Below are 14,153 nucleotides of genomic sequence, written 5' to 3' on the forward strand. Positions count from 1 at the left end.
GGGATTAAATCTGCCCCCGCTTTTTCGATATGCGATAAAGCAAATGCCTCCATGGCGGCATCCCTAACATTAATGCATACCCGCTCACTTTTACTCAGCCATTTAATAAATTCGGCATAATACGGATAGATGGTATGAATTTTACCCGGCCAGCTTGCTTCCTTATGCGGCCAGCTTAACCAGGTAGCGCGATGTTTTGCAAATTCAGCAGGAAAATAATACCCCAGTTCGGCAGGTGTCTTAAGGCTCATCGATATATCGTTTGGTAATTGGCTGATAAGAATCAATTCTTCTGTCGCGCATAAAAGGCCAGTGAGTCCGGTAACGATCGGTTTTGGAAAGATCCAGTTCCAATACAGTTACTTCCTCCTGGTCGTGCGAAGCCTGGTACAGCACGGTTCCGAACGGATTGCTGATAAATGAACCTCCCCAGAATTTCATGGCGCCTTCCTGTTCTAAACCCACCCGGTTAACACTTACCACATGCACACCGTTGGCTACAGCATGGCTTCGCTGTATTGTTTGCCAGGCATTGTATTGTTCGGTATTGGTAGCTTCATCCTGGGAGGTTGCCCAACCAATGGCGGTAGGATAAAAAAGGATTTCTGCGCCCATTAAAGACGTGATACGGGCGGCCTCCGGGTACCATTGATCCCAACAGATCAATACCCCAAAATCAGCAAACTTTGTTTTGAAGATCTTATACCCCAGGTCGCCGGGGGTGAAATAAAATTTTTCGTAATAGGCCGGATCATCCGGTATATGCATTTTGCGGTATTTGCCTAAATAGCTGCCATCCGCATCCAGCACAGCCGTAGTATTATGGTAAAGGCCCTGCGCTCTTTTCTCAAAAAGGCTGGCAATAATAACAACGCCCAATTCTTTCGCTACGGAACTTAAACTTTCGGTAGATGGACCGGGGATGGGTTCAGCCAATTCAAAATTGGCATAGTCTTCCACATCGCAAAAATAAAGGGAGGTAAACAGCTCCTGCAAACACACAATCTGTGCACCTTTTGCAGCGGCCTGTTTAACTCCCGCTATGGCTTTTTGTAAGTTTTCGGCTTTATCGGCAGTACAACTCATCTGCACCATGCCTATCTGTACAGTTGACATTCAATTGATTTTTGAGCGTCAAATGTATGAAGAGTTAACGACTATCAGGAGCGCCCCATCTGTTTTAAGAAGGAAACATGGGAAGCAATGGCCAGCCTGGTTTTTGGATACTCTATATAAGGCACCCCATATTCAGCACAGGCTTTTTTAATGATCTTGCTAATGGCAGGGTAATGTACATGGGAGATCTTCGGAAACAAATGATGCTCTACCTGGAAATTTAACCCACCTACCAACCAGCAAACTATTTTATTGCCTGTTGCAAAATTAGCCGTTGTCTTGAGCTGATGAACGGCCCATTCGTCTTCCAGCTTACCTGTAGTTGCATCCGGAACCGGGAAAGCAGTATGCTCCACCGTATGCGCCAATTGAAATACGATACTTAATACAAATCCTGCAAACATGGTAAATACCAGGAAACCTACCAGCCAGGGCAGAAATCCTACCATATAAATCGGTAACCCAACATACAGGAAAAGATTAAATACTTTGAATGCCCAGAACGTGATATGATCACTCAGTTTCATCTTTTTCAGCGGCATGCTGCCTATTTTACTGGCGAAATACTTGCTGTAATCAAGGACAAAAATCCAGAGGATATAAAGCAACGAATAGAGCAACCAGAAATAGATATGCTGGTATTTATGAAACTTGTATTTGGGTTGGGTAGTGCTCATCCGCATCCAGGGCTGGATATCAATATCATCATCCAGGCCGTCTACATTCGTGTAGGCGTGGTGTATAACATTATGCTTTACATTCCACATAAAGCTACTGCCACCAAGTACATTTAGAGAAAAAGCCGCTACCTGGTTCAGCCATTTGTACTTGCTGAAACTTCCGTGGGCACCATCGTGCATAATGTTAAACCCGATCGCTGCTACAATTCCACCCAGCAGCAGGCATTCCAGAATGGCCACCCAGGTGACGGGTGTAAAAAATACGAGGTGAACATAGGTAAATACAAAAGCTACCAGCAGGATGATCGCCTTTGTATAGAGCGTCATATTTCCGGTAGTGGATTTTCCTTTTTCTTCAAAATACTGGTTGATGCGTCTTTTTAGTTCACCGTGAAAAGACTGAGCTGTGGAGCTAAACTTTGGAGTAACCATGAGATAAATAACAGGTTCGAAATACTAATAAGTCGTAAAGGTACGAAAATCCAACACGATCGAAGTGTCTGTTTAGGGTCAATTCTGTTAATATTAGGTTTCTCTTTGAACCAATGCACTCAGACTACTGATTCCCAATGTTTTCTGGGTCGTAAACCCTTCTGCATAACGAACTCCTATTCGTTTCCCCAACATCCTGGCCCGGGCCACTACCGACTCCCTGAAATCGGGGGTGGAAATATAAGTGGTAGGGCCTTCTGTTTCCATGTCGGGATTATAGAACTGCGTGGAATAAGCCTCAATGGCCTTCATGCGTTGCTCAAATACCTCCGATATGTCAATCAGCAGGTCAGGTTCATGCAGCCGGTCCTGGATATAATGCAACACGTATTTGGGACGCCACCGGTCCTGTAGCTGGCCGGCTTCATCCCGGGTTTCAATTTTAATCAGTCCGGCCAGGAAACAGGCTTCTGTTATCAGCTTCCCTGCCCTCCCATGATCGGGATGCCGGTCTTCCAGCGCATTGGCTAATACTATTTCCGGCTGGTATTTCCGGATTACCCGGATCAGTTCCAACTGGTGACTGGCATCATTGGCAAAAAAACCGTCTTTCATCCGTAGGTTTTCCCGCACATGGATGCCCATAATACGGGCGGCTTCTGCCGCTTCAGCATACCGGGTTTCGATGGTTCCTCGGGTACCCAGTTCTCCCTGGGTCAGGTCCACAATACCCGCTTTTTTGCCCTGTCTTATTTCGTTGATTAAGGTACCGGAGCACCCCAGCTCCACATCGTCGGGATGTACACCAATTGCAAGTACGTCAAGTTTCATAATCTGCAAATGTAGTGCGTTTAATATCCTACCTTTGCGCAAATTTTGATATATGATAACATTTGATGGGTTAGGACTTGATGAGCAATTGGTTAAAGCGACGACAGCCCTTGGATTTGTAACACCTACCCCGATTCAGGAAAAAGCGATTCCTATTCTTCTTAGCGGAACCACTGATTTAGTGGGACTTGCGCAAACCGGCACCGGAAAAACCGCCGCCTTTGGTTTACCTCTTTTACAATTGATTACGCCCGCTGATAAATACCCGCAAGCGCTGGTTGTTTGTCCAACCCGCGAACTCTGCATGCAGATTGTTACGGAAATGGAATTGTTTAAAAAATTTAAACCTTCCATAAACATGGTGGCTGTGTATGGGGGCACTTCTATTGGTGCACAAATCCGCGATATCAAACGCGGCGTACACATTGTAGTAGCTACCCCAGGCAGACTGATTGACCTGATTGAACGGAAGGCCGTGAACCTGGAGCAGATTAAATACGTAGTACTGGATGAAGCCGACGAAATGCTGAACATGGGTTTCCAGGACGATATTGAATTCATCCTGAAAAATACCCCCCAGCGCGAAAGTACCTGGTTATTCAGCGCAACTATGCCCCCTGAAATCAAAAAGGTCAGCAAGCGGTATATGAACGATCCGAAAGAAGTTCAGGTCGGCAAAGTAAACACGGCGAACAAAAATATTGATCACCAATACTATGTTACTTCCGCCCAACACCGCTACGAAGCGCTTAAGCGATTGATTGATTTTAACCCGGGCATGTATGGTATCATTTTTACCCGTACCAAGCTCGATGCACAGGAAATAGCAGAAAAACTGACCCGCGAAGGCTATGACATTGATGCGCTTCACGGCGATCTTACCCAGGCACAACGCGATAAAGTAATGGCTCAATTCCGTGACAAAAGCCTGCAATTACTGATAGCTACCGACGTAGCTGCCAGGGGTATTGATGTAAAAGAAATTACCCATGTAATCAACTACGAGTTGCCGGATGATATCGAAGTATACACCCACCGAAGTGGCCGTACCGGCCGTGCCGGAAAAACCGGGGTATGTATGTCGATCATTCATAGCCGGGAGACTTTCCGCTTGCGCCAGATTGAGAAGATTGTTCAGGCTCCCTTTCATAAACTTGAAATTCCATCCGGTAAAGATGTGTGCCGTAAACAGTTCTTCTACTTTATGGACAAACTGCTGGAAACCGATATCAGCCATGGCAATTATGAAACCTATGTTCCCATGCTGGAAGAAAAGTTTGCCGATATGAGTAAGGAAGAAATTCTGAAACGGGTGGCTGCCATGGAGTTTGATCGTTTCCTTAAATATTATGAAAATGCGGAAGACCTGAATATCCGGGAAGACCGTAACCGTTTGCGCCAGCAAGGCAGGGATTTTGGTCAACGGGGCGATGCAGCCAGGGGCAGAGATAACTCCCGCGGCCGCTCCTTTGAAGGCCCTTCCAACACCACCAAACTTTTTGTTAATCTTGGCACGAAAGATGGTTTCTATAAAGCCAGCTTTTTACAGTTTATCCTTGATATGAGTGAACTGAGAAAAGAATCGCTGGGACGAATAGATATGAAGGAAATGAACAGCTGGGTAGAAGTGGATAAGGCATCCGCTTCTAAAATGATCCGGGCTATTGACGGAAAAACCTATAAGGGTCGGAAAATCCGGATGAATGACGCCAACCGCTAGTGGTTTGGCGATTTGGACCGGGTAAGTTAGTTTCGCAACGCAGGTATTATTAATTCAACCTATAATTAAACTATAGATTATGGCATACGACGTTCTTGTGATTGGTAGTGGACCTGGTGGCTATGTAGCTGCTATCCGTGCATCACAGTTGGGGTTTAAAACAGCCGTTATTGAGAAAGAAAGTTTGGGTGGTGTGTGTCTGAACTGGGGATGTATTCCCACCAAGGCTTTGTTGAAAAGTGCGCAGGTAATGGAGTATATCAAACACGCTGAAGCCTATGGATTAGAAGCGAGTGGTAAACATAATTTTGAAAAGGTCATCAAACGCAGCCGTGGCGTTGCAGACAAAATGAGCAAGGGTGTACAATTCCTGATGAAGAAAAACAAGATCGATGTGATCATGGGTTTCGGAAAAGTACAGGGTAAGGGAAAAGTTGAGGTAAGCAAAGCAGATGGTACCAAAGAAATAGTGGAAGCCAAACATATTATCATTGCTACCGGCGGACGTAGCCGCGAGCTACCCAGCCTTAAACAGGATGGCAAAAAAGTGATCGGCTACCGCGAGGCAATGGTTTTACCCCAGCAGCCTAAATCCATGATTGTGGTAGGAAGCGGAGCTATAGGGGTGGAATTTGCCTATTTTTATAACAGCATGGGCACCAAAGTAACGATTGTTGAGTTCATGCCTCGTATTGTTCCCGTTGAAGATGAAGACATTTCAAAAGAACTGGAAAAATCTTACAAAAAATCGGGCATTGAAGTGTTGACCAATTCATCGGTAGAAGCGGTAGACAGTTCCGGAAACGGCGTTAAGGCGAAAGTAAAAACACCTAACGGAGAAATTACCCTGGAAGCTGATATTGTATTAAGCGCTGCGGGCGTGGTGGCCAACATTGAAGGAATAGGGCTGGAAGAAAATGGAATCAAAACCGATAAAGGCAGAATCGTTGTTGATAAGTTTTATCAAACAAGTGTTCCGGGAATTTATGCCATCGGCGACTGTGTTCCGGGTCAGGCCCTGGCACATGTTGCTTCTAAAGAAGGAATTATCTGCGTGGAAAATATTGGCTATGCGGAGAAAAAATACCATCATCAGCCAGAAGCGCTTGATTATGGAAATGTTCCCGGATGTACGTATTGTACGCCAGAAATAGCGTCTGTCGGATTTACTGAGAAAGCCGCCAAAGAAGCCGGTTATGAAATTAAGGTCGGCAAATTCCCCTTAAGCGTATCCGGAAAAGCACAGGCTGCCGGAGCTCCTGAAGGATTTGTAAAAGTAATCTTCGACGCAAAATACGGCGAATGGCTGGGCACGCATATGATCGGGTATAATGTTACCGAAATGATTGCTGAAACCGTTGTTGCCCGCAAACTCGAAACCACCTACCACGAAGTACTGAACAGTATCCACCCCCACCCCACCATCAGCGAAGGAATTAAAGACGCTATTGAAGTGGCATATGGCGAGGCGATACATTTGTGAGAAGAAGAAAGGCGAAAGGAGAAGAGAGGGTAATGAAGAGAAGTAAATGAAGAAGGAGATTTGAAAGAGTTGAATAAAAAAGAAGCAGTTCCTGAGGACTGCTTCTTTTTTGCGTATACCTACCGAAACTAATTGAAGATCAAATAATTATACCACGCTCATACATTCTCCTCTCTACTACATCTTAACAAACCTCCCTACCGGCTGATCTGCCCGATCCGTTTTAAGCAGGTACTGACCGGGTTTCAGTTTTCCGATCGGAATAATTACCAGGTTGCCTCGGATGGGCACTTGCATCAATTTATGCCCCATCATGGTATAAACGAACAGCTGTTTTTGTTTCAGTTTTTCGTAGTCTGGTATCAATACTTTTACTTCAGTAGCGGCTGGTACGGGAAACACTTGTAAAGCCTGCGGACGGATGTCAGCGGGGCTTTCCTGGCCCCAGGCAGGATCGATGGGGTCTCCATCGGTTTGCAGGGCCAATCCGGCCAACAGGCTGTTCCTAGGTCCTCCTTCTGCAAAGGAAGACCTCATTTTAGCTTTCTGGCCTAAGGTGAACATATACATGCAACTGTCGTCGGTCAGGTCCATGAAGTTCATATACATATCTCCATTAGGATCCGATCCACAGGAGTTCAGTATACCCGACGGGCATCCTTTATTATAGCTTTTTTGCTGTGGGGTATCATCGATCCCGTCATCTCCACAATAAGCATCGCCCCAGATATGCCTTAATCCCAACCAGTGCCCCACTTCATGTACCGCAATCCGGCCAAGAGTATATCGTCCTACTTTATTCAATGTGCCAAATACCTGGTGATTTAATACCACTCCGTCTGTAGCAGCTTTTTCGCCCGGCATACTGGAATATCCCATGATACCTCCCAACATATTACCCACCCAAATATTCAGGTAATGGGCAGCCGGCCAGGCATCGTCCCCGCCTTTTGCACTGAATTTTATCCTGTCGTCCAGGGAAAACATAGATACGACTGAATTTACCCGAACAATTCCTGTACTGGGTTTACCCGAAGGATCTACTTTCGCCAGTTCAAACCTGATATTACAATTGGCAATGAATGGCCTGAACCGCTCCGGAACCTGTACCAGGTCGGCATTGGCTGCCTGAAAATCCCTGTTCAGTGCCTCCAGTTGAGAATGAACCTGCGCATCAGAAACAGTAACTGAACCAGATTGAATGATATGAACAACGACCGGAATTACAATTTGAGAAGGTATTACCTGAACCGGAGCAAGTGGTACAGATGCTATAGCAGCATAGACCAACCTACTGTCCTGAGCACACTCTTTTTGAGCGGAAAGCCAGGCAGGCGCAGCTATCAACAGAAAGAGTACAATGATCCGTCTCATGAAAAAATGTATTAAGACGGCCAATCATAGCGTGGATCAACAGAAATTCATCGGGTAGATTTTGACAGGTTTGTCAAAGGATATTCAACGAAGAACTGTAAAACAATGGCTTTTTTATTGAAATTCAAAGCTTAGTAACATTTTTTTTGGACATTTTAGCCGAATGGATTGGGGGCGGATCGGTACCTTTGTACACATGTTTAGAACGAAATCAATGCCAGTAAGCCTTTCAGCCTTTTGCCTGGCCCTTGGCCTGCTCGCCTGCAACAACGGTACTGAATCCTCTGGTGCATCCTCCGTTCAGCCGGCTACGGCCCTTCCTGCCCCCGCCGCTATCCAGGTAAACCTGGTAAATACCTTTCCTCATGATCCCAGTTCGTATGTACAGGGGCTTGTCGTGTATAAAGGGCAATTGCTGGAAGGCACCGGTGGAAAACCTACCGACAACGACTATGAATCGCGGGTTTCTAAAATTGATCTTCCCTCCGGAAAAGCAAGTGCTACCCATAAGTTAAGTAAGGATTATTTTGGAGAAGGTATTACGGTTTTCCAGGATAAGCTCTACCAGGTAACCTGGAGAGAAAATAAAGGATTTATCTACGATCCCGCCACGCTTCAACAGACCGGCGAATTTCAAATTAAAACGGAAGGATGGGGATTAACGCATGATACCACCCACCTGATCCTTTCTGATGGCTCCAGCAACCTCTATTTTTTAGATCCCGGAAACTTTACCACGGCAAAAATTCTCAGCGTAACAGACCAATATGGTCCGGTAAACAACCTCAATGAGCTGGAGTACATTAACGGATATATTTATGCCAACAAATGGCAAACCAATTACATACTGAAAATAGATCCGTCGAACGGCCAGGTTGTAGGAAAAGCCGACCTTTCTACCTTCCTGGATTCAGTTAAACAACAGTATTTTCCGAACACAGATTACAATAATGGAGATTCCGTTTTAAACGGAATTGCCTATGATCCTGCTTCCGGCAAAATTTATATTACAGGTAAACTTTGGCCTGTTCTTTTTGAAGTACGGTTTAATTAATCTTCCGGATCAGGTATATCAGGGAACTCGCCCTTTCCGCATCCGACAGGGCTTGTTGGTTAGATCTGAGTCCCTGCCAACAGGCATTCAGGTAAGCAGGTTTTCCCTGCTTATAGGTTTCACTCAGCATACTTACATAAAAGCTGTCAAACCACATGGGAATGATTTTATCTATTTCCAGTCCATTTAACTGCATCAGCGTTCGCATTGATGCCGGGGAAAAATGATAAAGATGGCGAGGCAGATCCCAGGCAGCCCAGTAGGTTTTATAATATTCAGCATCGCGGGAGGTATGATTGGGAACGGCTATAATCAAACGCCCCCCCGGCTTTAATAACTGAACAATTGTTTGTATATATTCCTGCAGTGCATGTACATGTTCCAATACATGCCACATAGTTATTGCGTCAAATTTTCCTGATTCCAACCGGAACAGGGTGGAGGGTTCCAATAATTGTAACTGGTATTTATCGCGCGCAATTGTCCTTGCACCAGCATCAGGTTCCAGCCCTGTCACCTGCCAGCCACTGTGTTTCATTTCATTCAAAAAAGCACCCGTTCCTGCACCAATGTCCAATAAGTGACCCGATTTCAGATTCGTTTCCCGGACAATCATTTTCCGTTTCAATCGAAGTGTATACCGCCGTACCAGGTGATACAGGGTATTGATAATTCCTTTTTTTGTATCGTTATGAGAAATATAGTCGGCCGATTGATAATAGCTTCCAATCGAATCCTGGTCGGGAATATCCTGGGTAAAAAGGAAACTGCAATTCCGACAATGCCATACCGGAAAGGTTTCTTTCGAAACGGAATAATCCCGGATTATTTCATGAACTCCGATAGCATCACTGCCACAAACCGGGCAATTATTATAATGAATCAAAGCCATGTTCAGAGATTAAGTGTTCGACTGGTAGAAGGCATTGGGTATACCGGTATTTTTTGCTGGTTGCCACTGGTATGCACCCCTGCATCCTGGCGGTAAAAATGGAAAACAGCCAAACTTATCGCAATAGCAGCCAGGATTAATGCGGCAATCCACCAGGAACCCCGCTCTACATATATTGCTACTTCCTCCTGCTCGGTTAGATCAGCACTGTTCAATTCACGATCACCCACCAGTACTGCATGATCCGAATTTTCGCGAATCACCCGGTTAGCTGTTACCGGGGCGGGTAGTTCAAAGCCAGGCACTGCAGTTTCGAAAGAAATTTCGCCTTTTTCATCTGCCATAAAATTTCCCAGCCCAGGCCAGTTGGCCACTTCATTGGCCCTGATTTTTGCCCGAAGGCTATAGGCAAATTCATTGTACCACTTAATAGCTTCGAAATCCGGAACACCCAGCCGGCTAGACAGGTAACCGAACAAATCCTTATCCGGTGCATCAAAATACTGGTCAAACCGAAACCGGTAAACTGGTGATAGTATACGGGTATTAACGAAGTCAGTCCTGGCTGGCAAGCGCTCCATATGCAGGGTTCCCAAACCCGGAATACTGATTCGTTTCTGAAGAAACAGGTAATTATTTAATACATCCAGTCTTTCCATACAGGTTGCAATCGGGCAAAAAACCGAATTTTACCTGACCCGTCAAAAATTAGTTTCGCTTATTTCTGATTGAACCGGAAAATTATTCCTCCCAGCACATTAAATCCATACACCTGGTATTGATTCCAGCGTTCGTAGCGGTTATTGAAAATATTATTCATTTGCAACCAGAGATCAATTGATTTGGTGACCCTGAACTCCAGTCCCGCACTTAAATCATAGGCCTGGTCGCCTTTCCGGCTATCGCCGGTGGAACTGCGGTAAGCCGGGCCATCCCATCCAATGAAATCCGTTTTAAAGTAGAGGTCATCAATTACTTTCCACCGCAGACTGGCATTTAATTCAAGAGGAAATAATCCCCAGGCTTTTGACTGGCCTTCCACACTTACAAAATTATTATAGGTAACGCCGGAGCTGAATGTAAATTTCTCGCCCCTATTGTATCCAATTTCGCCGTGCACGGTTACCACATCCATTTCCGGAGCATAAACGGTTTCAAAGGTTTTACCATCTCTGAAGTCATTTACGAACAGGTTTACATTGCGTTGCTTTTGCACACCCAGTTTTGCATTATAGGTAAAATGCTGGGCCAGCACACCTTTAAAGCCACCATACAATTCTACGATACGGGTATTCAACAACTGATCCGGTTGAGCAATCCAGGGGTTGATCGTAGAAAAACGCTGCATACTTCCTTTGTTGAAATAACCGATATAACCGGCCTGGAAAGTAAAGCGTTTATCATTGGTAGTGAAATCAGCCAGTATATTCGGCAGCATATGAAATACCTTATTATCCCAGGAAGGTAAAATGCCTGTTTGGATGGATACATTTGGCGTTTTTAATAATAAGGAGGGGGCTAGTTGAAAGAGGTTGTTCTTGATCGCTGATTTATCCTGCGCTTTATAATGCGTCATATCGCCCATGAAAGCCAGGTTAATTCCAAAGCTCTTTCCAAAGGTTTTTTGTACAGGAAGTTTGAAAATAAAGTTCTGCTCTCTGGCACTGCTGTCTTCATTTTTATGTCGGAAAGAGATGACCCGTATGCTGGGCTGATAGCTAAGGCCAAAATCAGAAGGGTCTGTATTTCGCAACGTAATTTCGCCATCCACTGTTTGAAATTGCTGCCTTAATTCACGTTTGGTAAAATCCAGCGTAGTAGGTCGATAGCCGTACAAAAAATAATCCTCCCCTTTAAACCCTAGTTTCGCAGTTACCTGGTGATCTTTGGAGATCATCTGTCCGCCACGAGCCACTACATCCACCAGGTTGTGCTTTTGAAAATCAAGTTTCCCTTTAGAGGCAAATACTTCGCCATAGAGGTTTAAAAATGAGGATTTTCCATCTCCAAAACTAAACCCTGCCTGCCCATAAGGCAGGTGATTATTCCCCACGCCTATTTTTACATATTGACTATTCTTCCAGGGTAATAATGAATCTATCTGAAGGGCAACGGGTTTCAGTGTACCCGGCTGGTAAGGCAGTTTAACCTGTTGTACCGGAATACTATAATTCAGCACAGGTTTTGAACTGTCCATCGGGGGCAGGGCTGCTGAAAAATTCAGCTTTACCGCATCCCGCAAAACGGGCTTAAAAGTAGACGTAATATCAATGGTTTTTTTCTTGGTAGTATCCTGTGCCATTCCACGGGCAGCCAATGAAAATAGCCCAGCTACCAGGATGATCGTTTTTCCAACTACACGTATATTGTTCATGGATCCGATTTCTTTTATTAAATCAATTTTTAGCAGAGATATTGTTCTGTTTGCTTTCTGCTTCGGTTGCCTGTTTCAACTTGCGTTGCGCTTCTTCTTTTAATGCCGGTATGGATGCGTTTTCCACGATGCTTTGGTAAGTGGCTTTGGCATTAAAAAAGTCCTGCTGTTTCATATAAATATCTCCCAGCAATAAATAGGATCGGGTTACCCATTCTTCGTAGGAACCATTTTTATTAATTACTTCAAAAGCTGTTTTTTCAGCATCCTTGTATTTAGCCTGCTCAAATAAACACCAGGCAACCTGGTACCTGGCTTCGGCACTGAATGCACCTTTACCGCCTACAGCTGCCGCTTTGTAATAAGAGATCGCCAAATCGTAGTTCTTTTCTTCCTGCGCAGCCCTGGCTAATACCATATTACTAAGCAATTTATCGTCTGCGCTGGCACCTTTTACCGTTAGCAGTTCTTTGGCATTTTCAACAGCCTCGGGCCATTTGGCAAGCTGGTATTCACTTCTCAACTGTCCTCGCATGGCTTCCAACTTATTCTCTTCGGTTGTTGCAAACTCCTTCAGGCGTGCAAAGAGTTGGGCCGCTTTTTCGTACTGCTTCAGATCAAAGAAATTGAGCCGGGCAGCCTGCAGTAAAGATTTTTCACCAAACTTATTGGGTACCCTGCTGGCAACTGCTTCATAAGCCGCAGCAGCCTGTGCATGTTCTTTCCTGCTTAAGTGAATTTCTCCTTTATAATAGTTTGCCTCAAGTACATACCTGCCCTGCGGATAGGTTTTCAGATAATTATCAAACCGGCTGATAGCATTGGTGAAATTCCCATTGCTCAGTTGAATTTCAGCCTCGGCATAGGCCAGGGAATCCTGCTGGCTGGTGGATACATCCCTACCCATTTTTTTGGCATACCCGATATATTCACTGGTTCTTCCTTCTTCCACATAAATACTCCTGGCATTGTCCAGCGCATCTTCCGCTTCCAGAGAGTTGGGATACTGTTCCAGCAATGCATTGTATTGTTTCAATGCCTCCTCATTATTACCCAGGTTATAATGCGCTATTCCGGCCCGCAGGTAGGCCCGGGGCTTCAGTGCTTCGCTTTTTGTATTTTTTAATACCGCGTTCAGGTAAGGAATGGCTTCCTTAAAATCTTCATTGGACAAATATGCCTGCGCAATTTCCATATTTGCATCGGGCACCAGGGAAGAGCCCGGGTACTTTTGCTGAAACTGCTGCAATTGCCTGATTTTATCCGTTGTACTGGTAATGCCTGCAATCATGGATTTCTGAAAACTGGCATAATCACTTGCCGGCCAGCCCAGCTGTATTGCACGGTCGTAGAGAGCTGCCGCTTTTTTATAATCCCGCTGCATATAAATGGCATCCGCCATACGGATATATGCATCCTGCTCTACCTGTCCAGACCTTGCACTGGGCGTTTTTACCACCGCTTCAAAATGCGTCTGGGCCTGTTTGTACAGTTCTTTTTTCAGGTAGGCATACCCCAGGTTATAGTTGGCGTTGGCCACCGTAACCTCGTTATTGCTTACCGGGTTTTTCAGATAATCAGCATAGTATTCCACGGCTTCTTCGGTTGCACCTGTACGGTAAGCCACTTCTCCTTTCCAGAAATAAACCAGGGGTAATACGGTTGTATTGAAAGGCGCTTTAATGGCTTTATCAAGTAACAGATCGGCTTCTTCCAGCCGATTATCATTGATCAGTTCGGTTGCTCTTCCGTATAAGATACCCGGGTAAAATTTCTTAACCTGGTCTGAAGGCTGGCGTATACTTTCCAGTAAAGTCAGCGCATCCTTGTAATTACTGGTGCTTGCCATAACCCCTACCAACACTTCCCTGGCTTCCGCAGTGTAGGCAGAATTAGGATATGTTTTCAGGAATTGCTGCAATTCATTCAGGGCAATATCATGATAGCCCAGTTCATACGAGAGCTTTCCATAATTAAACCTTGAAATTTCCTGTTGGGTAGGATTTGAACTGTTAATGGCGCAAAACATAAAGGCATTGCGGGCATTGGCTTTTTGCCCGGTTTTCAGGTAAGCATCCCCCAACAGATACATGGCATTCTGGGCCAGCGAATCTTCTTTACCGGAAAGTTTTTTAAATCCTTCGATCGACTTTTCGTATTGGCGGGCCTGGTAGTAGCTGTAGGACAACTCGTATTG

Annotated in this window: 12 protein-coding genes; 3 read left to right on the forward strand and 9 right to left on the reverse strand. The window is 45.0% G+C overall.

Annotation, left to right across the window (positions count from 1 at the left end):
* From A1D16_RS09855 to bshB1, 4 genes are all read right to left on the reverse strand, one after another.
* A partial coding sequence (locus A1D16_RS09855) for an agmatine deiminase family protein (RefSeq protein WP_290709192.1) occupies positions 1-251 on the reverse strand: 251 nt, incomplete at its 3' end.
* Positions 241-1,116, reverse strand: a complete 876-nt coding sequence (locus tag A1D16_RS09860) for a carbon-nitrogen hydrolase (RefSeq protein ID WP_290709193.1) — start codon at positions 1,114-1,116, stop codon at positions 241-243. The genes A1D16_RS09855 and A1D16_RS09860, both read right to left, overlap by 11 nt.
* Before the next feature lie 44 nt (positions 1,117-1,160).
* The gene (locus tag A1D16_RS09865; RefSeq protein WP_290709194.1) at positions 1,161-2,228 is read right to left on the reverse strand and encodes an acyl-CoA desaturase; all 1,068 of its coding nucleotides are present in this window, start codon (positions 2,226-2,228) and stop codon (positions 1,161-1,163) included.
* 93 nt (positions 2,229-2,321) lie between these two features.
* On the reverse strand, positions 2,322-3,059 hold the full coding sequence (bshB1, locus tag A1D16_RS09870; RefSeq protein ID WP_290709195.1) for a bacillithiol biosynthesis deacetylase BshB1: 738 nt from the start codon (positions 3,057-3,059) through the stop codon (positions 2,322-2,324).
* A gap of 52 nt (positions 3,060-3,111) precedes the next feature.
* Between bshB1 and A1D16_RS09875 the strand changes: the two genes are divergently transcribed.
* Entirely contained in the window at positions 3,112-4,779 is a 1,668-nt protein-coding gene (locus A1D16_RS09875; protein WP_290709196.1) for a DEAD/DEAH box helicase, read from the forward strand.
* Between the two features lie 79 nt (positions 4,780-4,858).
* Positions 4,859-6,262, forward strand: a complete 1,404-nt coding sequence (gene lpdA / locus A1D16_RS09880; RefSeq protein ID WP_290709197.1) for a dihydrolipoyl dehydrogenase — start codon at positions 4,859-4,861, stop codon at positions 6,260-6,262.
* A gap of 177 nt (positions 6,263-6,439) precedes the next feature.
* Here the strand turns inward: lpdA and A1D16_RS09885 are convergent, their stop codons facing one another.
* Positions 6,440-7,636 carry a zinc metalloprotease gene (locus A1D16_RS09885; protein WP_290709198.1) on the reverse strand — a complete coding sequence of 399 codons (1,197 nt, stop codon included), beginning with the start codon at positions 7,634-7,636 and terminating at the stop codon, positions 6,440-6,442.
* A gap of 214 nt (positions 7,637-7,850) precedes the next feature.
* Here A1D16_RS09885 and A1D16_RS09890 point away from each other — a divergent pair, with 214 nt between their 5' ends.
* A complete protein-coding gene (locus A1D16_RS09890) occupies positions 7,851-8,690 on the forward strand; it encodes a glutaminyl-peptide cyclotransferase (RefSeq protein ID WP_290709199.1) in 840 nt (279 codons plus the stop codon).
* Here A1D16_RS09890 and A1D16_RS09895 read toward each other — a convergent pair.
* The 4 genes from A1D16_RS09895 to A1D16_RS09910 form a co-directional block, all read right to left on the reverse strand.
* Positions 8,683-9,582, reverse strand: coding sequence for a class I SAM-dependent methyltransferase (locus tag A1D16_RS09895; RefSeq protein WP_290709200.1), 900 nt, complete (start codon positions 9,580-9,582; stop codon positions 8,683-8,685). The two genes, A1D16_RS09890 and A1D16_RS09895, sit on opposite strands and share 8 nt — an antisense overlap.
* A gap of 2 nt (positions 9,583-9,584) precedes the next feature.
* The gene (locus A1D16_RS09900; protein WP_290709201.1) at positions 9,585-10,241 is read right to left on the reverse strand and encodes a hypothetical protein; all 657 of its coding nucleotides are present in this window, start codon (positions 10,239-10,241) and stop codon (positions 9,585-9,587) included.
* A gap of 59 nt (positions 10,242-10,300) precedes the next feature.
* Positions 10,301-11,956, reverse strand: a complete 1,656-nt coding sequence (locus A1D16_RS09905; RefSeq protein ID WP_290709202.1) for a hypothetical protein — start codon at positions 11,954-11,956, stop codon at positions 10,301-10,303.
* A gap of 22 nt (positions 11,957-11,978) precedes the next feature.
* Positions 11,979-14,153, reverse strand: a 2,175-nt coding sequence (locus tag A1D16_RS09910; RefSeq protein ID WP_290709203.1) for a tetratricopeptide repeat protein, incomplete at its 5' end; no start/stop codon positions are given.

The organism is Flavihumibacter sp. CACIAM 22H1 (genome assembly GCF_001601815.1).
In the GTDB taxonomy this organism is placed as follows: domain Bacteria; phylum Bacteroidota; class Bacteroidia; order Chitinophagales; family Chitinophagaceae; genus Flavihumibacter.